At 52.1% G+C, this 22,385-nt stretch carries 19 protein-coding genes and 1 tRNA gene; 13 read left to right on the forward strand and 7 right to left on the reverse strand.

Translation table 11 applies throughout. The annotated features are described in order from the left end of the window. On the forward strand, positions 1-149 hold a 149-nt coding region (locus H8K47_RS08925; RefSeq protein WP_186881067.1), incomplete at its 5' end, for an IS3 family transposase. 90 nt (positions 150-239) lie between these two features. Here H8K47_RS08925 and H8K47_RS08930 read toward each other — a convergent pair. Further along, positions 240-2,090 carry a GGDEF domain-containing protein gene (locus tag H8K47_RS08930; RefSeq protein WP_230405314.1) on the reverse strand — a complete coding sequence of 617 codons (1,851 nt, stop codon included), beginning with the start codon at positions 2,088-2,090 and terminating at the stop codon, positions 240-242. A gap of 339 nt (positions 2,091-2,429) precedes the next feature. Between H8K47_RS08930 and udk the strand changes: the two genes are divergently transcribed. After that, complete coding sequence (gene udk / locus H8K47_RS08935) at positions 2,430-3,071, forward strand: uridine kinase (RefSeq protein ID WP_186881068.1); 642 nt, start codon at positions 2,430-2,432, stop codon at positions 3,069-3,071. A 278-nt stretch (positions 3,072-3,349) separates the two neighbouring features. Here udk and H8K47_RS08940 read toward each other — a convergent pair whose 3' ends face one another. The 5 genes from H8K47_RS08940 to H8K47_RS08960 form a co-directional block, all read right to left on the reverse strand. Then, a complete protein-coding gene (locus H8K47_RS08940) occupies positions 3,350-3,811 on the reverse strand; it encodes a GNAT family N-acetyltransferase (RefSeq protein WP_186881069.1) in 462 nt (153 codons plus the stop codon). A 736-nt stretch (positions 3,812-4,547) separates the two neighbouring features. Then, a tRNA-Ser gene (locus H8K47_RS08945) sits at positions 4,548-4,637 on the reverse strand. Positions 4,638-4,754: 117 nt separating this feature from the next. Continuing rightward, positions 4,755-5,576 carry a 4'-phosphopantetheinyl transferase family protein gene (locus H8K47_RS08950; protein WP_186881070.1) on the reverse strand — a complete coding sequence of 274 codons (822 nt, stop codon included), beginning with the start codon at positions 5,574-5,576 and terminating at the stop codon, positions 4,755-4,757. After that, a complete protein-coding gene (locus H8K47_RS08955) occupies positions 5,569-7,638 on the reverse strand; it encodes an ATP-binding protein (protein WP_186881071.1) in 2,070 nt (689 codons plus the stop codon). The genes H8K47_RS08950 and H8K47_RS08955 overlap by 8 nt, the downstream gene beginning before the upstream one ends. Before the next feature lie 15 nt (positions 7,639-7,653). Beyond that, positions 7,654-8,511, reverse strand: a complete 858-nt coding sequence (locus H8K47_RS08960) for a phosphate/phosphite/phosphonate ABC transporter substrate-binding protein (RefSeq protein WP_186881072.1) — start codon at positions 8,509-8,511, stop codon at positions 7,654-7,656. Between the two features lie 212 nt (positions 8,512-8,723). Between H8K47_RS08960 and H8K47_RS08965 the strand changes: the two genes are divergently transcribed. The 11 genes from H8K47_RS08965 to H8K47_RS09015 all read left to right on the forward strand — a co-directional run bounded on the left by H8K47_RS08965 (position 8,724) and on the right by H8K47_RS09015 (position 21,494). Then, positions 8,724-9,938 (forward strand): molybdopterin molybdotransferase MoeA, encoded by a 1,215-nt coding sequence (locus tag H8K47_RS08965; protein ID WP_230405168.1) that lies wholly within the window; start codon positions 8,724-8,726, stop codon positions 9,936-9,938. Then, positions 9,935-10,192 (forward strand): molybdopterin converting factor subunit 1, encoded by a 258-nt coding sequence (gene moaD / locus H8K47_RS08970; RefSeq protein ID WP_186881073.1) that lies wholly within the window; start codon positions 9,935-9,937, stop codon positions 10,190-10,192. Before H8K47_RS08965 ends, moaD begins: the two co-directional genes overlap by 4 nt. Position 10,193: 1 nt before the next feature. Further along, positions 10,194-10,685 (forward strand): molybdopterin synthase catalytic subunit MoaE, encoded by a 492-nt coding sequence (moaE, locus tag H8K47_RS08975; RefSeq protein ID WP_186881074.1) that lies wholly within the window; start codon positions 10,194-10,196, stop codon positions 10,683-10,685. After that, a complete protein-coding gene (gene crcB, locus H8K47_RS08980) occupies positions 10,682-11,065 on the forward strand; it encodes a fluoride efflux transporter CrcB (RefSeq protein ID WP_186881075.1) in 384 nt (127 codons plus the stop codon). Before moaE ends, crcB begins: the two co-directional genes overlap by 4 nt. A gap of 144 nt (positions 11,066-11,209) precedes the next feature. Next, complete coding sequence (locus H8K47_RS08985; RefSeq protein ID WP_186881076.1) at positions 11,210-12,067, forward strand: response regulator; 858 nt, start codon at positions 11,210-11,212, stop codon at positions 12,065-12,067. A gap of 146 nt (positions 12,068-12,213) precedes the next feature. Continuing rightward, positions 12,214-12,603, forward strand: a complete 390-nt coding sequence (locus H8K47_RS08990; protein ID WP_186881077.1) for a BlaI/MecI/CopY family transcriptional regulator — start codon at positions 12,214-12,216, stop codon at positions 12,601-12,603. A gap of 2 nt (positions 12,604-12,605) precedes the next feature. Beyond that, entirely contained in the window at positions 12,606-14,480 is a 1,875-nt protein-coding gene (locus H8K47_RS08995; RefSeq protein ID WP_186881078.1) for a M56 family metallopeptidase, read from the forward strand. 154 nt (positions 14,481-14,634) lie between these two features. Continuing rightward, a complete protein-coding gene (locus tag H8K47_RS09000; RefSeq protein WP_186881079.1) occupies positions 14,635-16,866 on the forward strand; it encodes a TonB-dependent receptor plug domain-containing protein in 2,232 nt (743 codons plus the stop codon). Positions 16,867-16,955: 89 nt separating this feature from the next. Next, positions 16,956-17,918 (forward strand): prolyl aminopeptidase, encoded by a 963-nt coding sequence (pip, locus tag H8K47_RS09005; protein ID WP_186881080.1) that lies wholly within the window; start codon positions 16,956-16,958, stop codon positions 17,916-17,918. A gap of 507 nt (positions 17,919-18,425) precedes the next feature. Continuing rightward, on the forward strand, positions 18,426-21,014 hold the full coding sequence (gene clpB, locus H8K47_RS09010; protein WP_186881081.1) for an ATP-dependent chaperone ClpB: 2,589 nt from the start codon (positions 18,426-18,428) through the stop codon (positions 21,012-21,014). A 141-nt stretch (positions 21,015-21,155) separates the two neighbouring features. Further along, entirely contained in the window at positions 21,156-21,494 is a 339-nt protein-coding gene (locus tag H8K47_RS09015; protein ID WP_186881082.1) for a hypothetical protein, read from the forward strand. Positions 21,495-21,514: 20 nt separating this feature from the next. Here the strand turns inward: H8K47_RS09015 and H8K47_RS09020 are convergent, their stop codons facing one another. After that, the gene (locus H8K47_RS09020; RefSeq protein WP_186881083.1) at positions 21,515-22,315 is read right to left on the reverse strand and encodes an AraC family transcriptional regulator; all 801 of its coding nucleotides are present in this window, start codon (positions 22,313-22,315) and stop codon (positions 21,515-21,517) included. Between the last annotated feature and the right edge of the window lie 70 nt (positions 22,316-22,385).

Genomic DNA, 22,385 nt, shown 5'->3' on the forward strand with positions numbered 1-22,385 from the left:
AATACTATTACCTGACCAAATTCAACAACGTCGAGGAGCTGGAGAAGGGATTGGCTGACTACATCCACTACTATAATCATGACCGTATAAAACTGAAATTAAAAGGGCTGAGTCCTGTTCAATACAGAAATCAGCCCTTGGCCACGTAACTATCAAGCTGTCCAACTAAATGGGGTCACTTCAGAATATTCAGGCGTTTTTTTTATTCCTACTCAGTTTAAGGCGGTTTCTGCGCGTCCTCATTCTGCGCGTCGGTCGACAAACAGGCTGTTGCCGTGGATTTTCTTGGCCTGTTTTTTCGCATCCGAGGCTGCGAGTGAAATCTGATGATGCGAATAGAATTGCCGGTCCTGTGCCTTGACCACGCCCAGCGACAGGCTGACCAGCGGATAAAATACTTTTTTCCCTTGCCGGTCTTCGCTCAGATAGCCGCCGCGTTCGCGATCTTCATTGCTATAAAAATCCTGAATTTCCAGCGCAAAGCTGTCGAGGATGGCGCGGCAACGGGCTTCCCAATCCGCGCTGCGAAACAGAATAATAAAGTCATCGCCACCGATATGGCCGATGAAATCCTGCTTCAGGTCACAGTGTTTTTTCAGCACTTCGCTGGTCATTTGTATGATGTCATCGCCACGCCGGTAGCCATACACATCATTGAAGGGCTTGAAATGATCAAGGTCGCAATAGCAGGCGCAAAATTTCTCCTGCTTTTCCAGCAATTGCTCAATGTGCTCATTAATCGGTACATTGCCCGGTAATTGCGTCAACGGGTTGGCGTAACGCGCTGCATTAATCTGCATTTGGGTGATCTCGCGCATCAGATCCGGACCAGTACAGATACCTATGTACTTGCCATTTTCCGTGAGCATGATGCCATTGATCAGATGGTCAGGATTGGCCTGCACAATGATGTGGCTGACTTCCTGCATGCTGGTGTGTTTGTCGACGATGATCGGGTTTGCATCCATAAACACCCGGCATGACTTCTTGCCATACAGTTCACGCTGATACGGACGTGCAAAGCTGTCTATCATGTGATAGCGGTTGATGATGCCAACCGGTACGCCGTCATCGACCACAGGCAGCATTTGCAGTTTCGGATTTTCCAAAAATATTGCATCGACCTGATTGTTCAGCATCGATGAAGGAATCGTTGGCGAGGTGCGTAAAATTTTTCCAACCGCTGATGAGGTTTCCATCTGTTGATGTGGCCGCTTCCCGGAGTGATAAGTATGCGCTGACAGGGTTTTCGCAACTTCAGCTGAAATGGAGCGGGTAGGGGAAGGGTGTGGACGCGCGATATGGTAACCCTGACCGCAGGCCACGCCGATTTCCCTGACGGTCAGCAATTCCGCCTGCGTTTCTATGCCCTCTGCGATCACCCGTGTGCCTGACTTCTCCGCAATTGATTGAATAGAACGTACGAATTGCGCCTTCACTGCATCATTATCTATGCCCTGTATAAAGTGCATGTCTATTTTGACGTATTCAGGCTTCAGTTCTGACCATAATCTGAGACTGGAAAAACCTTCGCCCAGATCGTCGATCGCGATTTCAAAACCCATATTCCGGTAATGCAGCACCGCATCTAACAGCAGCGCGTAATCGTGGGTAGGCTGGTACTCCGTGAGTTCGATGATCACACGGTCAGGATTGATGCCGATCTGATGAATAAAATCCAGCGTCTCACCATAGCGTGCGTCTCTTTGCATCAGGCATTCAGGGCTCACATTCAGGAAGATTTTGCCTGGCAGTTTTTGTGCAGCAAATTGTTCCAGCACGACACGGCGGCACAAATGTTCGACTTGTACCGTCAAATTATTTTCTGCCGCAGCTTTAAACAGATTAATTGGGGCATGCAATGCCGAATCAGACGGGCCGCGTATCAGGCCTTCATAGCCAAGGATGCTGCCATCGGACATTTCTATGATGGGTTGAAAACGAGCAGTCAGCAGCCGGTTGCTGATGATGTTCTGTAGCTGAAAGCGTAACGCAGACAAATCCGCCTGGTCAAACTGGCTTGCGTGCAAAGCTGGAGAGGCATGCCCAGCGGCGGCGGACATGTTGCCCTCAAATAAGACGCTTTCCATGGGAACAATTCCTAAAAAATCCTGGCACTGCCAGTGCGACATGTAAGTCCAGCAGGCTTTATGTGTAAATTGCCTGCAAATATAGTCAGGAAATATGACATCTTCATGTCATTATTGATTTTTGGAAATAATATTCCTTGCATTGTCAGACGGTCGCTTGTGTACGTAACGGCTCAGTTTGGCTGGGCGGGAAAGTCCTGCTTGTAAATAGTTGATACGCAACGGTGTGTACGATGAAACGATGCCATCTCGGCTTTTTATCGCTCAAAAGGCGCATTTCTGCTGCTATCCCACAGTCCTGTCTCTGTCAGTTCAATCGCGCTTCTGGTATCATTCGGCATGAACAAGATTTCTTTCCATCCATTTGTTATTGGTGTCGCTGGAGGCAGCGGCAGTGGTAAGTCTACGGTATCCCAGCAAGTGCTTGCGTCGTTTGGCGCCGATATGGTCTCGGTGGTGATGCAGGACGATTACTACTGCGACCAATCCCATCTCAGCCCTGAAGAACGTCGTAAGCAGAATTACGATCACCCGCAAGCTTTTGACTGGCCTTTGCTGGTGCAGCACGTCCAGGCCTTGCGCAATGGCGAAACCATTGCGATGCCTGAATACGACTTCACGATCGATAACCGCTCCAACCGCACCATCCCCGTCAAGCCCGCACCGGTCATCGTGATCGAAGGCCTGTTTGCTTTGTATGATGCCGATTTGCGCAATCTGATGTCGCTCAAGATTTTTGTCGATACCGCATCGGATGTGCGCTTCATCCGTCGCATGCAAAGGGATATCACCGAGCGCGGCCGCAACGTAGAAAGCGTCGTCAGCCAGTACATGGAAACGGTACGCCCTATGCATCAGCAATTCATCGAACCAACCAAGCGCCACGCCAACGTCATCATTCCGCACGGCGCAAATGGCCCCGCGGTCGACGTGATTACCACCAAAGTCGCCAGCATACTCGGTCAGTTAAAGCAAAGCTGATTGTCCGGCGCAAGCATCAAAGGATGCTTGTGCCATTCTTAGCATATCTCCCGCAATATACTTAAGCGCCACTGCACTGCGTGTATCCACGCAGTGCAGTGGCGCTTTTGATAAGAAGACTGTAAGTTGCTCCACGCTCTTTGCTAATGTTTTGGCTGAGAGGTGGGGTCTTTCATTAGTTTAGGGTCTTACGTGGGCTAAGTTTGGATCATTCGGAACTTCGAGATGCGCAGATTTCAGAATCTCTTCACCCCACACCCCTTCGTACAAGCGACTAGTCAAAGCTTTTTGTGATACACCACAAACGGAATTTTTTGAGCCATTTGGTCGTACAGTTGCATGGCTATCGTATTCGTTTCTTGTGTTTGCCAGTAAACACGTTGAATTCCGACAGCCTTGGCAGTGTTATACACAGCGTTTATCAGTGCTCTGCCAACCCCCATCCCTCTCGCATGATCCACTGTAAATAAGTCTTGCAGATAACATACCGGCTTAATTTGAATAGTACTTCTGTGGTAGATGAAATGAACTAAACCGAGCAATTTTCCTGATCGTTCTGCAACCATTGCTTGCATCGGTTCGTGTTCATCAAAAAAGCGAGCCCAAGTTGACCTGGTAATTTCTGGATCTAACGCGGTTTCTCCATGTCGTCCATAAAATTTATTGTAACCTTCCCAAAGTGTTAGCCATTCAGGAAAGTCGTCTTTGCTAACACAACGGATCGCAAGCTGATCACTCATCTTCATCCTTTCTAGTTTGGGGAGAATATCCCCAATAGGTCTCATAAAATATAAAGCAAATTTCCGGCTTGCCGATTGGGTGCAAACATCCAGTAACTCGCTTCAACACAACGGCACGAAACTGTTTTTTAACTGAATTGTTATCGATTGGTATCTGGGAGTTGTTGGGGTAATGTGTTACTTCAACCAGCGGATTAAACGGCATTCAATTACGACGAATAGAATAAGCTTCGCTCGGTAAATTGTTCCCTATCAGGTGAATGCTATGCATCCCGTCTTTAGATATTAAGCCGACGAGCGGTCATCTAATGTTGAGTGCTGGCTCGATGATAAAACACCGCAATATCTCAAAGCTCGCTACTTCATTGCGTCTTGGGTTGCATAACGGATCCCATGATAACGCTGATTCTTTAAGCTGCGAAAGGCTTCTAATTTCACGCCGCGTGGCGTGGAATATGTTAAGCAAGATATCGAATTCTGGAAAAACTCGTCGCTATCTCTCTCTATTTTCGAAATAAGATGAGATTGTGTCAGGCCGTAAAGTGACTTAATACGCTTCAATGCATGCCAGGGTGGATGAAGTATAAACTGAGTTTTCATTGAGCCAACCACCTTCTTTCGCTCTAAAGAAAGCTACGCATTTACACGCCAAAAATTAGATGACATGCCAAATGGCATACTGATGAAGTCAGAAAAAGAAAAAGCCCTTGAAATTCAAGGGCTTTTTCCATTAACTTGGCGGAGAGGGGGGGATTCGAACCCCCGATACCTGTTACAGTACGCCTGATTTCGAGTCAGGTACATTCAACCACTCTGCCACCTCTCCGGCTTTGGTTGTTCGTCATAAACGAAGCCTGCGAGTATAGCAAAGAATCCTGATTTTTTCCAGTTCGTGTTGCGTATGCGTAAAGTAATTCTGTTCTGGCGGTCAGTGCAGGGGTGTTTAGCGCGTTTCGTTCAGGTAGTGCTCCAGCAGTGCTGCTGCGGGCAGCTGCTGAATTTGTAGCTGGCTGCGATGGGTGGAATGAAAGGCGATGGCCAGTTGTTGCGTGTGTTGATCCGATGTGCAGGTGTGCAGATGGAATTGCCAGCCATTTAGCGGGACGCCTTCCGGGGCGCTGATCAGGCAGGGCCGGTCCTGCTTCAGGCTGAGGCTGAATTGCAGCGGGTCTAAGCGGTAACCCATGCCCAGTGCTTTGAGTAAGGCTTCTTTGAGTGACCAGTAGGCGATGAAGCGTGTGGCTGGATCTGGGTGAGACAGAATATCCTGGCTTTCTGCTGCGGTGCATACGGTAGCGCACAGGTTTTCCAGATCGGGAATGATTCCGTGCGCTTCGATATCCACGCCCAGCTTGCAGTCTTGCGATAAAGCCTGACGGCTGAGGGCGACCAGTACCTGATGTTCATTATGCGACAGGCTCAGAGGGTAGTTGGTCTGATTGAGTTGAATGCTGGGTTTGCCGAGTTGATCCCTGACGATGTGGATCTGATGGATCTGCGTGAAGGGGAGCTGAAATAATTGGGCTGCCAATAACTTGCTCAGTGCGCGTCCTCCCAGAAAGCGCTGTTGATCGCCCAGATGCTGATACTGATGCAGGCGCGAGGTTTCTCCCTGATCTAACAGACTCAATAAGTGATTACGATGCTGCGCTACCTCGGCGGTGGCGATCTGGCTCAGGTAGATGCTAATTTGCTGAGGTTTTTTGTTCCATGCCATCACGGCTGGAATTTGATTCAGCCAGACCGACAGGCGTTGCTTAAGCATGTTCAGAAACGCTGGTTGGCAAGCCCGCGCTTGGTTGCGCGGCAAGCTGATTCAATAATTCGTACAAGACCTGGCGGTTAATCGGCTTTGTCAGATAGCCGTCCAGTCCCACTGCCATCGCTTCCTGCTGCTCGCTGGCCAGTGCAGATGCGGTCAGCGCATGGATGAGCGTGCGTTGCCGCGCAGGTGACTGTTGTTCCAGTTGCCGTATCATTTTGCTGGCGTCCAGGCCGCCCATGACCGGCATTTGCATGTCCATCAGGATCAGATCGAAGTGTTCGCCTTTCCAGCGATCGACGGCTTCCTGGCCATTATTTGCTAATACCGTCTGGTGACCTTGTTTGGCGATCAGGTTCAGGATCAGGGTTTGATTGACTGCATTATCTTCGGCAATCAGGATGTTAAGCTGCCTTAATTCGCGCTGTGCGGACGTGTTCACGACTGCCTTGGTATCTGCGGAAGACGGAAGCGGAAACACGGCTGGTATGGTCAGGCAAAATTCACTGCCGATGCCAGGCATGCTGTTGAGCGTAATGCTGCCCCCCATCAGTTGTGCCAGCCGGTTGCAAATGCTCAGGCCCAGTCCGGTGCCACCGAAACGTCGTGTGGTCGAGGCGTCTTGTTGAGAAAACGCATCAAAGATCCGCCCCTGTTCGGAGATGGGGATGCCTATGCCTGTGTCCTTCACCATCAAATGCAGATGCGCTGTATCGTCGACATGGGCGGGTGGCGTTAATTTGGCGCGTAAAACGACTTCGCCATGATCGGTAAATTTAAGTGCATTGCTGAGCAAATTGTTCAAAATCTGGCTCAATCGGGTTGGGTCGCCGAGTATGATTTGCGGTATGTCTGGCGCAATTTCTGTACGTAACGGCAGGTGTTTTTTTTGCGCAGTCAATTCGTGGCTGGTGAGTATATCCCGCAGTAATTCTGGTAAGCGTATTTCTATCGCTTCCATCTCTATCTTATTTGCTTCAATTTTGCTGAAATCCAGAATGTCATTGATGATCACCAGCAGATTATTGGCAGAGCGATGTGCAAGTTCCAGATAGTTGATTTGTTCTTCGCTGAGCGGGGTGTCTAAGGTCAGCTCCAGCATGCCTATCACGCCATTCATCGGTGTGCGGATTTCGTGGCTCATATTGGCCAGAAAACTGCTTTTCGCCTGATTGGCATTTTCTGCTACGGTTTTCGCCAGTTCCAGCGCGGACCTTGATTTCTCACCTTCTTCCACCAGTTTGCTGATGGTGGCGATGACGGTGGCGATATTGTCATCTTGCGCGATACGCTTGCGTGAATCAGGCACCAGACTGATCAGGATTTGGCGCAAGGAGTTCAGGGTACTTTCTCTTTCACTGAGTTCCGCCCTGAGCTGGCCGGCGGTGGTTTGCAAGGTTAGCAGCGTTGTTCTGAGTTCAGCCGGTGCGTTCTGGATCAGGTGCTCATATTCCAGGTCGCGGCCTTCTGAACGGCCCAGCTCCAGCATCTGTGTCCCTTGCAATGCCCCCAGCCAGTGCCGCAACGGAAACCAGATCAGTACGACGCCACCGATAAAACTGGCCAGTGTCATCAGTGCCGCAACTTTGATCATCTGCCACATTTTTTGGGCGATTTCAAAGTTGTCAAAGCTCAGACGCAATACGCCATAATCCTGACCGCCAACGCGAATAATACGGTTGTCATCAAACAGGTGGCTGGCCACGCGTTCTGTGATCCAGTCAGGGATGTAGCCGAGCGACTCGGTTGTTTTGGCGCGACTGGAAATCAGTCCGCTTTGTAAGGCGATGAATTTTGCTGAGGAATAATTTGGACTGTTGACCATGCGGTCTAATGTGCGCTTGATGGTATCGTAGTCACCGATCACAGCACTGTCGGTAATGGTATGGGCAGCTACTTCCAGCACCGACGAGGCAGATTCCTGTACATCAGATATCTCTTGCGTGAATCGGGTTTCGTAATACACGCTGATGGCACCCAGCATAAAGATCAGCCAGGTCACGCTGTATAAGGCGTAGACACGCAACACCAGCGATTGAGGCAACAAGAAACGCAGGAAGGACACAATAGCTCCGTTCAGTTAGCGCAGGCTGGCTGGCGCATTCTGATAAAAACGTCTATAGCTCGCATATTCGCTGCTATCGGACGGAATGAAATAGTTATCATTGCTTAATCCGACTTTTTGTGAGACCTGATGCAGAATTTCTTTGCCTTGCGGATCGTTTTTCATATTGAAAAAAGCGTTGGCGACAGCTTTAACGGTGGCATCACTGACTTTGCCCGAGGCCATCAGTGCCAGGTCATGATAAGGCTCGGACGACCATAAGATGCGGAATTTCTTTTTTTCGCGCGTCGCGTAACTGTCTATCAGTTGAGAGTTACCGCCGACTGCCTGTACTTTACCGGCAAAAAGCTGTGCCAGTGCCCCATTTTGATTGCCGCCAAAAACAAGGTTAACATCCACTCCTTTGTGCATCAGATGTGCCATAGGCACCTTATAACCGATCAGCGCTTCGGGGCCGGGGAAGGCAATGCTTTTGTCTTTCAGTTGTTGTAAGTCGGTGATGCCGGACTCGATAGGGACTACGATTTGCCCGGTGACTGAAGGGATATTTCTTCGTCCAAAGACTTTCCAGCCCAGCTTTTCGCGTTCTGGAGAAAATAAGTGATTGGTGAAGGCAAACTCCACTTCCTGTGCCAGTACATAGCTGGTGGTGTCGGCACTGGTTCTGCCTATTTTGAGTGTGAGTTTGATGCCACTTTTTTCGGAGATATAGTTAATGATGGGATTCCAATACGCAGCAGTCAGATTGATGTCGTATTGATTGACTGGCGAAAAACGATATACCGTTTCTTCTGCGCTCACACTGCGCGCTAAGCAGCAGCTGCATATCAATACGGCTACTGCCAGTTTGGGGAAGGTCTGAAAGAGGCGCATTGTCGGTCTCCGGATAGCAGGAAAGTTGCTTTCATTATAGCGAGATGACGGAAGCAAATATTAAAATGTTTCTCAAAAAAAACTCAGCGCTAATCCAGTTAGCCTAAATTGGCGCCATATGTCATCGCGAGATGCAGACATTGCGCTGTATGGCGACAGGATCGTGGCAGACCGGATACAATCCAGCTCTGTTGATTTGTATTATTTTTACTATGACATTAAAAACAAGCATGCTGAGTGTCGCGCAGGCGCAGGACCATATGCTGAGCCGCGTCAGGACCCTGAGCGCAACAGAAAACGTTGCAACGACAGATGCACTGGGTCGCATACTGGCCAGCCCTCAGTACGCACAATTGCATGTGCCACCTCAGGACAATACCCAGATGGATGGCTATGCCGTGCGTGCCGCGGACTGCGTGTCTGGTCATGCGCGTTTGCGTATCTCGCAACGTATTCCGGCTGGTGTTGTCGGGCAGCCACTGGAGCCTGGTAGTGCGGCCAGGATATTTACCGGTGCGTTAATACCCGAAGGGGCGGATGCTGTGGTCATGCAGGAGCAATGCGAGACCGATGGCGATGCCGTCGTGATCCGGCATCAGCCAGCAGCCGGGGAGTGGATACGGCGTCAGGGTGAGGATATCCGCGCAGGAGCGACCATTTTAGAGGCTGGAACCGTGCTGCGTGCGCAGGAGATGGGTCTGGCCGCCTCGGTCGGGCTGGCAACGCTGCCTGTGTTGCGCCGTCCTAAAGTCGCCATTTTCTTCACCGGGGATGAGCTCGCCATGCCCGGCGATACGCTGCGGCCAGGCGCGATTTATAACTCTAACCGTTATACCCTGACTGGCTTATTGCAGGGTCTGGGTTGTGATATTACCGATCTGGGCATCGTCCCGGATAATCTGGCGGCGACCCGTGCCGCACTGCGCCAGGCGGCAGAAGGGCACGATCTGATCATTACCTCAGGTGGTGTATCGGTCGGTGAGGAAGATCACGTCAAACCCGCTGTGGAAGCCGAAGGGCAGCTGGCGATGTGGCAGATTGCAATGAAGCCGGGCAAGCCACTCGCTTTTGGTGAAGTCGGCAGCGCGTTTTTCATCGGTCTGCCTGGCAATCCGGTATCCAGCTTCGTGACCTTCCTGCTGTTTGTACGGCCTTTTCTGTTGCGTTTGCAAGGCGTACGCAATGTTGCACCTCAGGCTTACAGCATGCGTGCAGATTTTGACTGGACTAAGCCGGATCGTCGCAATGAGTTCCTGCGTGCGCGCATCAATGCAGACGGCGGGCTGGAACTGTTTCAGAATCAAAGCTCTGGTGTATTAAGCTCTGCCGTATGGGGAGATGGTTTAATTGATTTGCCCCCATTGCAAGCTGTGGTGCGCGGTCAGATGGTGCGTTTTATTCCTTTCAGCAGTATGGGTGTGGTATGAAAATTCAATGCCGTTTTTTTGCCAGTGTCAGAGAAGTCTTAGGCACGTCCGCCGAAGAAATCGAGCTGCCGCCAGAAGTGAGGACAGTAGGGGCCGTGCGCGCTTTCCTGCGTCAGCGCGGTGGCGTGTGGGACGAGGTTTTGTCGGATCAAAAGTTACTGCGCACAGCTTACAATCAGCAAATGTGTGCGGCGGATACCGTGCTGACGGATCAATGTGAAGTGGCTTTTTTCCCACCGGTGACCGGAGGCTGAGATGGTGGTCAGAATACAGACCGCAGATTTTGACGTGGGTGCAGAACTGGCTGCGTTGCGCAGCAATCTGCCTGAAATCGGTGCTGTCGTCAGTTTTGTCGGGTTGGTCAGAGATATCAATGAGGGGGCTGAGGTCAGTGGGCTGGAACTGGAACATTATCCTGGCATGACAGAACAGTCTTTGCAGGACATACTGACTCTGGCCGCGCAGCGCTGGCCTGTGCTGCAAAGCCTGATTATCCATCGGGTTGGTCCCTTACTGCCACTCGATCAGATCGTATTGGTAGCGGTCGCGACGCGCCATCGTGGAGATGCGTTTGCTGCCTGCGAATTCATCATGGATTACCTGAAAACCCGCGCACCATTCTGGAAAAAAGAACAAACCCCGGAAGGTGTGCGCTGGGTGGATGCGCGCGAAAGCGATGAGCGCGCCAGTCAACGCTGGCAAGATGCTGCTGCGGCTGCCTCGTTGTCGCAACAGGGGGCACTATGAATGCGTTAGGGATACTTGCAGTCGGTATAGGTGCGGCGTTTGGTGCCTGGTTGCGCTGGCTGTTGGCACTCTGGGGCAATCAGGTCTGGGCGCAAGTCCCGCTGGGTACGCTGATCGCGAATCTGGGTGGTGGTTATCTGATCGGATTGGCGGTCGCTTTCTTTAGCGGCTATCCCGACTTGTCACCGGCCTGGCGCTTGTTTGTGATTACCGGTTTTTTGGGCGGCTTGACGACTTTTTCCACTTTTTCTGCAGAGTCCATGCAATTGCTGCAAAAAGGTGAAGTGTTTTGGGCGTTGGCACATGCCGGTCTGCATTTGTTGGGATCTGTATTGTGCTGCTTCGCCGGTTTTTTGAGCTATCGTGCACTCACAAGCTGACTTTACGCATGCAGGGCACATGACTGCATGCTATCATCTGGTACTCATTTGACAGCTTTTAAATACCAGCACCGCTTGCTCAAACTGTCTTCTTCTTACTCGTCTACTATCTGACTCTTATTTGACTCTTTGTTGCACCAGCAAATGATCACTACTATTTCTGCCACCGTCCCGGACAGCCAGCGCTTTGTTTTGCAACTGGCTGGTTTTTCCGGCGCTGAGCAAGAGCTGCTGCAATCGACTTTTCGCCTTACCAGTCGTCGTACTTTCTTATATGAAGTCGCTGCCGTGGCGGAGGCCAGGCCCGATATCTACCTGATCAATGCGGATCATCCCGAGCTGACCCGCCTGTTGCATGAGTGTGCGCCCAATGTACACGCGCCTGCCATGCTGATAGGCAGCCCGGCGGTGCTGCTGTCAGATTGGCCTTGTCTGCCAAAACCGATACAGTGGATGCGCTTGTTCGAACAACTGGATGAACAAATGATGCTGGCGTTGGCTGAGCGTAGCCGTCGTCAGCAGGGCGCAAGCTGGGATGGCGCAAGCTTGCGGCGCGAAACTGACCGTGCGCAGTCCTTGCCTCAGACTCCGCTCAGTCCGCCACCGATGGAGTCAGTGCTGGTGGTCGATGACAGTGCCACCGTCCGTGCGGTGATGCGCAAAAAGCTGGAGCCCTTCCGCTTTGATGTGGACTTTGCGGAAAATGGCGAAGATGCAGTATTGATGGCGATGAAGAAGTCGTATACCTGTATTTTCCTGGACATCATGATGCCAGGTATCGATGGTTACGCCGTCTGTAAGCAAATCAAAGGACATCCGCGTACCAGTCAAACGGCGGTGGTGATGCTCAGTAGTAAATCTTCTGCCTTTGATAAATTCCGTGGCAGTTGGGCAGGCTGTGATGCTTACCTGACCAAGAGTGTGGACGAAGATGAGTTGCTGTCAACCATAGCTCGTTTTTTACCCAGTGCCAGACTGGCGTTGCATACCAAAACCGCCTGAGTTCAGCCTGGGCGGCACGTGCTGCGGATACCTGCCGTATATTTTCTAAGCGCTGAACTTTAAATGTAGAAAAAAAGTTCTAGACAAAATTTTCTAGAACATTTATTCTGCTTCCATTCTGACTCAATCCTGATGAATGGAAACGTATGTCTGCACCAATTTCCCGCACCATTCCTAAACCTACCGCTGCCGAATTGAATTTACTTAAGGTGCTGTGGCAACACGGTCCGCTGAGTGCTAAGCAAGTTCACGAAATCGCGCAGACCGATAAGCCTGATCTGAATTACGCCACGGTCTTGCGCCAATTGCAGATCATGCATGGCAAGGGTATTTTGACGCGCGATGAAAGCCAGCGTTCGCATGTCTATGCGCCGGCTCAGGAGGCCGATTCCCTGCAAACCAATTTGCTCAAAGACCTGATACAGAAAGTCTTTGCCGGTTCTGGCAAGGCGCTGGTGCTGGCTGCTTTACGCGGCGGGCATGTCTCTGCTCAGGAGCGTGCTGAAATCGAAAAAATCCTGAAAGAGGAAAAATAATCATGAATGCCGCAATCAGTCAGTTTTCTTTTGAGCGGCTGACCCAGATACTGGGCTGGCCTTTACTGGATTTCGTGTGGCAAGGTGTGTTGATTGCCGGTGTGGCAGCGCTGTTGCTGAGCTTATGTCGTCACGCCAGGCCACAGACCCGTTACCTGATTGCCTCGGGTGCGATGCTGTTATGTGCACTGTTGCCTTTGGTTGGCATGGTGTTGCAAGCCTCGCGTCCGCAAAGTCTGACGCTGAGTGCGGCTTTGCAATTGTTGTCAGACGCGTCTGCCACGACAGAAGTCCAGTGGCAGGACAGCAATCTGCTACTCAGCTTGTTAGCGCCTGTCTTGCCTTTCCTGGTAACGCTATGGCTGAGTGGCGTCACGCTGATGCTGAGTCGTTATCTTCTGGGTCTGCTGTGGATTGCACGTCTGGGTAGTCTGGCCGGGCAGGCTGACTATGTCAGCGCGATGGGCGACTGGCAGCAAAGCGCACGCAGTTTGCAGACACGTTTTGGCATACGGCGTGAAGTGCGGCTACTGTGGAAAACCGAGATACTGAGCCCGATGACGACCGGCTGCTGGCGTCCTGTGATCCTGATGCCCGTGTCACTGCTCAGTGGTATGTCGCCTGCCATGATAGAAGCCTTGCTCGCACATGAATTGGCGCATATCCGGCGCTGGGATTATCTGGTCAAGCTGCTGCAGAATCTGGTGCAGGCGCTGCTGTTCTATCATCCTGTGGTGTGGTGGCTGGGTCGCCATATGGATAGCGAGCGTGAGCTGATTGCGGATCAGTTGGCGGTTGCTGCCACCGGTCAGTCACGTGAACTGGCACTCGCATTACAAAGCCTGGATCAAATGCAGATGCAGCAGAAAAGTTTGGCACTGGCCGCCCACGGTGGTGATTTATTGAGCCGCATCCGCCAAATCCTGCGTCCCGGTCCACAAGCCTGGCAATGGCAAATGGCACTGCCGGTCGTGCTGGCAGTTGTCAGTCTGATGCTGATTTTTCAGACTAAAGTCGATGCGGGTCCAGTCGCAGATTTTACAGTGCAGAGCCGGCCAACGCGCGAATTCGCCTTGCCAGATAAGCTGATGATAAACACCCATTCGCGTCACGTGATGGTGCTGGATGAGGCGAGTGGCGCCGTTTTGCTGCAAAAAGATGCGGATGTGGCGGTGCCGATCGCATCGATTTCTAAATTGCTGACTGCGATGGTGACCCTCGATGCGCAGCTCGATATGCAGCAGGAATTGCAGTTGAGCCGGCAAGACATGGTGGGCTCGCAGCAGGGACTGACTATGCTTAAGCCCGGTTTGTCAGTCACACGCCAACAATTGCTGGAATTGATGCTGGTACCTTCCAGTAACACCGCGGCCAAAGCGTTGGGTCGCACTTATCCAGGTGGTGAGCCTGCGCTGATCGCGGCGATACGAAGCAAGCTTCAGGCTTTAGGTCTGCAGCACACCAGCATAGAAGAACCGGTCGGGATCTCCGCCAATAACCGCTCCAGCGCTGCCGATCTGGCGCGCCTGGCCCGCTTCGCAGCTGGCTATCCTGAACTGCAAAAGCTCAGCAGCAGCCCGGAAATAAAGTTGTCACTGGCGGGTAAATCTGAACGTTTGATCAGTAGCAATCCCTTGGTGAGACAGGCCGGCTGGGATATATCGCTGACCAAAACCGGTTATTCCAAAGCAGCAGGCCGCTGCCTGTTACTGCGCACTAAAATCGCAGACAAACACTGGATCGTGGTTTTACTCAATGCCAATCAATTCACGATGCGTACTGAAGATGCAGAGCTGATACGCGACGCCCTCAGCGGCGCCATCAGTAGCGCAAACAGTGCGTCCATCATTGATGGCAGTGCAGTGATGGTGCACTGATCCATGCTGAACGCTAATCCCTTCAACTGAGCAAACGCAACTAAGTCAGCTCAACTAAGTCAGCTCAACTACGTCGGTTTTATTTATTCGCTTCGCTGGCGCTGATCCGTTACGGACAGAGCAGGGGGAGCTGCACACTTTTTTTCTGCAAATCATGCCACATACGACTACATATTTCTTCTCAGCCGCTGCGCACCTTGGCACTTACCGCACATTGGCAATGCTGCCTGCACTGGGACTGACACTGAGTTTCGCCGGACTCAACCAGGCTGTCTATGCACAGCAAACCGTACAACAGGTCGAGGTCAACGCCACTGCTACAGCGCGTTCTGGGCGTGATGATACAGCGGCCAAAGTGCTGATCCCGCATGAAGAAATCGTCCGTTACGGGGATCATCAATTGCTGGATGTGCTTAGACGTCAGCCAGGTATTACCATCGCCGAAGGCAAGGGTAAACAGCCGGAGCTACGCTTGCGTGGCCTTGGCAATGGCTATACCCAGATCCTGGTGAATGGTCAGGAAATGCCCGCCGGATTTCAGCTCGACAGCATTGCACCTGAGCTGGTGGAGAGTATAGAAATTGTACGGGTCGCTGGTGCCGATCAGACTGCAGGCAGCATGGCGGGCAGTATTCATATCAAACTCAGGCAAAAAAAGACCGCAGCAGAAACCGAATGGCGGGCCTCTTCTTCACTACAAAATGGCAGACTGGGATCGCAATTCTCTGTACAAAGTAATGGCGCCTTAGCTGCTGCTCCGGACTGGCGTTATTTGCTGGCTGTACAGATCGATAGCAGCAGCGTGGAGCAAAATCAAACCAGTCAGCAGCTGGTGCAGAACCAGACGCAGAATGGCAATCAGGCACTTTGGCAAAATAGCATAGACAGCCGTTTGCAACTGCAGCAGCATAACCGGCGTGACAGCATCACACTGACGCCTTCGCTGCAATGGCAGCCAGACCAGCAGCGGCAATGGCGCTGGCAATTATTCTTGAATTACGCCAGACCGGAAACCACCAAGCAGGAAAGTGAGCAGGCTGGCACGGGGATGCCTGCAACTTCAGAATTTCCGCTGAATCACAGCATCTGGGCCGCGCATATTCTGACTGCGCACCAGGAATTACAATGGGAACAGCGCCTGAATGATAGCGCTAAACTCAGTATGCAATGGGGCTGGAATCACTTCGCACGTGATTCGCGCTTTCGCTTTTGGGGTAGCAATCCTGCGGCCGGACTCAGCGAACAACGTGTGGTATTCGCTGATGCAAAAGAAAACAGCTGGCGCTGGGCGGGTAAATATCTGGCACCGTATTCGGAGCAGCATGTGCTCAGTCTGGGCTGGGATAGCAGTCTGGCACAACGCGTTGAAAGTCGCGATGAATGGGATACGCCTTCGCTCGGCCAGTCTCAGCAATCGGCGCATCGCTATGAAGCCAGCATGCGCAAGCTGGCGGGCTATATTCAGGATGAATGGACACTGCATGCGCAGTGGTCTGCTTATCTGGGCTTACGTTGGGAGCAGTTCGCCGCACACAGCGAAGAAGCCGGGCAGTTTGATATCCGTCAGCAAAATGCAGTCTGGAGTCCGGTGCTGCAAACCTTGTGGAAAGCGGACTCGCACACCCAGTGGCGACTGGCAGTCAACCGTACGCTTAAACAGCCAGCACTGGCGAAGCTGATACCACGCCGTTTCCGCGTCGATAACAACAATAATCCGTTTAATCCTGACCAGTTGGGAAATCCCGGTTTGCGCCCGGAGCGCGCATGGGGGCTGGATCTGGGCTATGAGCGCACCCTGGGTGAAGATAGCCAGATCAGTGTGAGTGCCTATCGTAAATGGGTGCAGGATTTGATGCTGGAACATCTGAGTCTGCAGCAGGGGGGATGGGAAAGCCAGACGCAGAATCATGGTAAGGCGGTGATCGATGGCTTGGAACTGGAGGGTAAATTTGCCTTGAAAGAGTTTTGGGAAAACAGCCCGGCAATCCGGCTCAGAAGCAGTCTGGGGTATAACTGGTCACGCTTGTCAGCAGTCGCAGGGCCGGATAACCGGCTGCCGGATCAGGCGCGTCTGAGCGCCAGGCTGGGCCTGGATTACACGATCAACCCGGCGTGGAAAATGGGCCTTGATGCGTCCTATCTATCCAGCGAACGTTATCGCGATACAGCAGGCATGCTGTCGCTGAGCGGGCCACGCCGTCATCTCGATGCTTACCTGAGCTTCAGTGCACAGGCGCATAGCCAGTGGCGGCTTAGCGTGAATAATCTGCTGCAGCAGGATCTGCGCAATGCGGATTATTTTCAGCTGAGTGAGCGTCGCTGGACTGAACAGACGACACAAGCCAGCAGCCGTCAGTGGCGCCTGAGCTGGGAGGGGAAATGGTAATGGCGCTGAGCCTGCCACTGGTAGTCGCTGCTGACAAAGTTTGCCGTTTATAATGGAGGGTATTTTCAAGCCACTCTTCAGGTCTGACCATGAACGACAACGCCATCCTGTTTCCCCCGATAGAACCCAATCGCAGCGGCATGTTAGCGGTCGATGAGCTACATACTTTGTATTGGGAAGAATGTGGCAATCCGAACGGCCAGCCTGTGCTGTATTTACATGGTGGCCCGGGCGCAGGTTCTTCGCCGTTGCAAAGGCGTTTCTTCGATCCTGCACATTACCGGATTGTGTTGTTTGATCAGCGCGGCGCCGGCAAATCAACGCCACTCGGTGAATACCGCCAAAACACCACGCAATTGCTGATTGAAGACATAGAAAAACTGCGTGTCATGCTGGGCATAGAACAGTGGCTGATTTTCGGTGGGTCCTGGGGCTCAACGCTGGCGCTGGCGTATGGCGAAGCGCATCCTGAGCGTTGCCGGGGCTTTGTATTGCGCGGGATTTTCCTGTGCACCAAAGCCGAGGTGGAGTGGTTCGTGAATGGCATGAAATTCTTTTACCCTGAAATTCATGCAGCGTTTGCCAATGCGATTCCTGAAGCAGAACGTGGCGATCTGTTGCACGCCTATGTCAGCCGTCTGTTCTGCGATGATCCTGCCGTCTACACCGAAGCTGCGCGTAACTGGAGCCGGTATGAAGGTTCCTGCCTGTTCCTGAAGCCGCAGCCGGAAGCGATAGCCAGCTTTGAATCAGACGCCGTCAGTCTGGGTATAGGCAGGCTGGAAGCCCATTACATGCGCAACGGCGCATTCATTGAAGATGATGCCTTAATCCGCAATATCGGTGCGATCCGTCATTTACCGGCAGTGATAGTGCAAGGCCGTTACGATGTGATTTGCCCGCCAGTGTCCGCCTATCGCCTGCATCAGGCATGGCCGGAAGCGGCTTTCCATATGATAGGCGATGCCGGACATTCATCCATGGAGCCGGGAATTACGGCAGCACTGGTACGGGCTTTAAACCAGTTTGCGGCGGGACAGGCATTTGACTGAGGCAGAGTAGTTGCATTAACCAGGCTGCACTTCTGCTGCAGCGTTGCCTTTGCGGCACATTCAGGCTGTTTCCCGCTATGCGTACTGTCGTATCGTATCGCATTCACACCAGTCGGCCGCAGAGTGATCCCAGATAATTCATCCAGAATGTGCAGGGAGCGCTCTGTGTCTTGACTGCGCTCTGCGCTGGCTCTGTGTCCTGTAAAACGCTGGCTTAAAGACCGCAATTCTGCGAATTGGGACGCGCATGGCGTGGGTCATCCATTCAATTGAGCTGCCTGCTATTTTGCAAATGGTATTCATACGAAAAAATTGCCTGTTAAATATTTATCGGTGTTTTCTCTGTGTTTATTCTGTGTCTCTCAATACGTTCAGCGCATGCCCTTGGCATAGCAACTATCAGAATTTGACCTACAACAAGACTTCTGTTTCGTTTCGGTTTCAGACTGCTTGAAATCAGCATTGCTGCCCCAAATTGGGTGTTAATCAACTATTCAGGAGCACATCATGCGTCTCGACAAACTCACGACCAAATTGCAGGAAGCGCTGGCTGACGCACAAAGTCAGGCAGTGGGCAATGATCATCCTTATATCGAACCTGTGCATCTGGCGCTGGCTTTAATTCAGCAGGATGACGGCAGCAGCCGCTCGCTGTTGCAGCGTGCCGGTGTCAATGTGAATGCCTTGCAGACCGCACTCAAGGCCGCCGCAGAGCGTCTGCCTAAAGTATCCGGCAACGATGGTCAGGTGCAGGTCAGCCGCGAGCTGACTGGTTTGCTGAACATGGCCGATAAAGAAGCGCAGAAGCGTGGCGACCAGTTCCTCGCCAGTGAAATGATCTTGCTGGCATTGAGCGATGATAAATCGGAAGCCGGTAAGCTGGCACGCGAGCACGGCCTGAACCGTAAATCGCTGGAAGCCGCTATTTCTGCGGTGCGTGGCGGTGGCAATGTAGACTCGCAGGACGCCGAAGGCCAGCGTGAAGCCTTGAAAAAATATACGTTGGATCTGACTGAACGCGCCCGTCTGGGCAAGCTCGATCCGGTGATCGGTCGCGACGATGAAATCCGTCGCGCAATTCAGGTATTACAGCGCCGTAGTAAAAATAATCCTGTGCTGATCGGCGAACCGGGTGTAGGTAAAACCGCGATTGTCGAAGGCCTGGCACAACGTATTGTGAATGGCGAAGTGCCGGATAGTCTGAAGTCCAAACGCGTTTTGTCGCTCGATATGGCAGCATTGCTGGCGGGTGCTAAATACCGTGGTGAGTTTGAGGAAAGACTGAAAGCGGTACTCAAAGAAATCGCACTCGATGAAGGCCAGACCATCGTCTTTATCGATGAATTGCATACCATGGTCGGTGCCGGTAAAGCGGAAGGTGCGATGGATGCCGGCAATATGCTCAAGCCCGCGCTGGCACGCGGTGAATTGCATTGCGTTGGTGCGACCACGCTCGATGAATATCGTCAGTACATAGAAAAAGATGCGGCACTGGAGCGACGTTTTCAAAAGATTTTAGTGGATGAACCTACAGTCGAAGCGACGATTGCGATTTTGCGTGGCTTGCAGGAAAAATACGAAGTCCATCATGGCGTCGATATTACCGATCCGGCCATCGTGGCCGCGGCTGAATTATCCAACCGCTACATCACCGACCGCTTCCTGCCGGATAAAGCAATCGACCTGATCGACGAGGCAGCCGCCAAGATCAAGATAGAAATCGACTCTAAGCCCGAGGTGATGGATAAGCTGGACCGCCGCCTGATACAGCTCAAGATAGAACGTGAAGCCGTTAAACGTGAAAAAGACGAGGCATCGCATAAGCGCCTGGGCCTGATCGAAGAAGAGATCGACAAGCTGGCGCGTGAATATGCGGATCTGGAAGAAATCTGGAAGGCAGAAAAAGCCAGCGTGCAGGGCAGCACCCATATTAAGGAAGAAATCGAAAAACTGCGCCTGCAAATGGAGGATGCCAAACGTAAGGGCGACTGGCAAACCATGTCTGAGCTGCAGTATGGCCGTTTGCCTGAGCTTGAAGCGCAACTCAAGCAGGCCGATGCCGCTTCTGCCAGCCAGCAGCCAGGATCGAAGAACAAGTTGCTGCGCACTCAGGTCGGTGCAGAAGAAATTGCCGAGATCGTCTCGCGTGCGACCGGCATCCCGGTGTCGCGCATGATGCAGGGCGAGCGTGAGAAACTGCTGCATATGGAGGATGCCTTGCATCAGCGCGTGGTCGGGCAGCACGAGGCGATCGTCGCGGTATCGGATGCAATCCGCCGTTCGCGTGCCGGGCTGGGTGATCCTGGTCGTCCTTACGGTTCCTTCCTGTTCCTCGGGCCTACCGGCGTCGGTAAAACCGAATTATGCAAGGCGCTGGCCAGCTTCCTGTTTGATACTGAGGATGCGCTGATCCGTATCGATATGAGCGAATTCATGGAAAAACATAGCGTGGCACGCCTGATCGGTGCGCCACCTGGCTATGTTGGCTATGAAGAGGGGGGATATCTGACCGAGGCCGTACGTCGTAAGCCTTACAGCGTGATTTTGCTCGATGAGGTAGAGAAAGCGCATCACGATGTATTCAATGTCTTGTTGCAGGTGCTGGATGACGGACGCATGACGGACGGGCAGGGAAGAACCGTGGACTTTAAAAATACGGTGATCATCATGACCTCGAATCTGGGTTCACATCAGATACAGGCCATGGAGGGCAGTGATCCTGAGTTGATTAAGATCGCAGTCATGGGTGAAGTGAAAACCCATTTCCGTCCTGAATTCATCAATCGTATCGATGAAATCGTGGTGTTCCATGCGCTGGATGCGAAAAACATTGGTGCGATTGCCAAGATACAGCTCAAAACCCTGGAGCAGCGCCTGTTGCAGATGGAGATGGGCTTGCAGGTCAGCGATGCCGCCTTACTCAAAATCGCAGAGGCCGGTTTCGATCCTGTGTATGGTGCAAGACCACTGAAACGCGCCATACAGCAGCAGATAGAAAACCTGCTGTCCAAAGAGATTTTGCAAGGAAAATTCGGCCCGAAAGATATAATTTTGGTCGATGTTGAAAATGGCGAACTGGTATTCGAGAAAGTGTGATTTAATACGTTTAAGCAAGTTGGGGTGGTGCGTCAGCATCACCCTTTTTTTTAGGACTTACGCAAAACCGCCCCAGCTGCGTTATGGCTCCTTGTCGTACTAAGTGTACTGCCTGCGTCGCCAGGCCTTGCTGGGACAATTTTGCGTAAGCCCTATTTTTCGGCTATCTTCCTGTTCGCTATGTTTCGTATCTTGCTCATCCTCATTGCTGGCGTCGTTGCTTCTTATGCATATCGCATGCCGGATTATGCTTACAGCTATTCTGCGAATAAAAAAGAAGTGATCTCGATTTTCGGCACGCAAGGCCGGGCCAGTAACAAGACCGATACGCTGGAACTGCATGACGGTCGGCTTGTGCTGCTGAATCAAAAAATCGTGTATCAGGCTGAGGATATCCGTGCCGTGGTACTGGAACAGCAGTCAGGTGTGCGTACGCTTAAGGTGAATGGCAAGACTGTGGAATGGCAAACAAATCCATGATGTCTGCGCTCATCAGATCATCAGATAGCCTGTTCCTGTTTGTGTTTAAAAAAAGCAGTCGGTGAACTGCCCAGGGTTTTTCTGAACATTGCAGAAAAAGCTGACTGGCTGGTATAGCCCAGCTCAGCCGCTACCTGCGACAGCGGCATGCCAGACGCGATCAGCGGTGTGGCGCGCGCCAGCCGCATTTGCTGACGCCACAGCCGAAAACTCATTCCCAGTTCTTTATCGAATAAGCGGCTCAGGGTGCGTGCTGATGCGCCGCTGTGCTGCGCCAGTTGTTCCAGACTGTCCTGATTGGCGGGCTGGTTCAGCATCAGCTCACACAGGGTTTTCAAGCGCTTATCCTGCGGCATCGGCAGATGTATAGGCAGCGGGGTGGCGGCGCGTAATTCATCAAATATCACCTTGAATAAATTGGATTCGCGTTCACACCCCGCATCAAACTGCGCAATCGCAGCGATCAGCTCGCGTAACAGGCCTGAGACTTCAAGAACGACACAACTGTCACCCGGAAAAGGATGGCAATCCTTGTGGATTTGCAGCACGCGCAAACGCGAATCGGCCAGTGTGCGTACTTCATGCATCATATCGGGTGGTATCCAGACTGCGCGCATCGGCGGCACAAACCAGATTTGACCATCTGCCAGCACCTGCAGCATACCTTGCGGGGTATAGGTGAGCTGGCCCCAGCCATGCTGATGCGCTTCCAGATTCCTCGCGTTTTTCATATCTCTGGAAATCAAACGGATAGGACGCGCCGGCGTCGGGTGGCGTTCTGGCGGATGTGGCTGGTACTCGGTCAGTTGTGGGATGCGCATAATGCGTTTTAATTTGGCGAGTTTGCGACAAAAAATGGCATTCTATCTTAAATCTGCCGTCATGAATTTC

Origin of the sequence: Cognatundibacterium rugosum (genome assembly GCF_014284365.1) — a bacterium.
GTDB lineage: Bacteria > Pseudomonadota > Gammaproteobacteria > Burkholderiales > Burkholderiaceae_D > Undibacterium > Undibacterium rugosum.

Coding starts and splice junctions, on each gene's coding strand:
- H8K47_RS08995 (WP_186881078.1), top strand. CDS start 12,606: ATGAATGCCGCAATCAGTCAGTTTTCTTTTGAGCGGCTGACCCAGATA.
- H8K47_RS08990 (WP_186881077.1), top strand. CDS start 12,214: ATGTCTGCACCAATTTCCCGCACCATTCCTAAACCTACCGCTGCCGAA.
- H8K47_RS08950 (WP_186881070.1), bottom strand. CDS start 5,576: ATGCTTAAGCAACGCCTGTCGGTCTGGCTGAATCAAATTCCAGCCGTG.
- moaE (WP_186881074.1), top strand. CDS start 10,194: ATGGTGGTCAGAATACAGACCGCAGATTTTGACGTGGGTGCAGAACTG.
- H8K47_RS08960 (WP_186881072.1), bottom strand. CDS start 8,511: ATGCGCCTCTTTCAGACCTTCCCCAAACTGGCAGTAGCCGTATTGATA.
- crcB (WP_186881075.1), top strand. CDS start 10,682: ATGAATGCGTTAGGGATACTTGCAGTCGGTATAGGTGCGGCGTTTGGT.
- H8K47_RS08985 (WP_186881076.1), top strand. CDS start 11,210: ATGATCACTACTATTTCTGCCACCGTCCCGGACAGCCAGCGCTTTGTT.
- H8K47_RS08965 (WP_230405168.1), top strand. CDS start 8,724: ATGACATTAAAAACAAGCATGCTGAGTGTCGCGCAGGCGCAGGACCAT.
- udk (WP_186881068.1), top strand. CDS start 2,430: ATGAACAAGATTTCTTTCCATCCATTTGTTATTGGTGTCGCTGGAGGC.
- H8K47_RS09020 (WP_186881083.1), bottom strand. CDS start 22,315: ATGCGCATCCCACAACTGACCGAGTACCAGCCACATCCGCCAGAACGC.
- H8K47_RS08930 (WP_230405314.1), bottom strand. CDS start 2,090: ATGGAAAGCGTCTTATTTGAGGGCAACATGTCCGCCGCCGCTGGGCAT.
- H8K47_RS08940 (WP_186881069.1), bottom strand. CDS start 3,811: ATGAGTGATCAGCTTGCGATCCGTTGTGTTAGCAAAGACGACTTTCCT.
- clpB (WP_186881081.1), top strand. CDS start 18,426: ATGCGTCTCGACAAACTCACGACCAAATTGCAGGAAGCGCTGGCTGAC.
- moaD (WP_186881073.1), top strand. CDS start 9,935: ATGAAAATTCAATGCCGTTTTTTTGCCAGTGTCAGAGAAGTCTTAGGC.
- H8K47_RS09000 (WP_186881079.1), top strand. CDS start 14,635: ATGCCACATACGACTACATATTTCTTCTCAGCCGCTGCGCACCTTGGC.
- pip (WP_186881080.1), top strand. CDS start 16,956: ATGAACGACAACGCCATCCTGTTTCCCCCGATAGAACCCAATCGCAGC.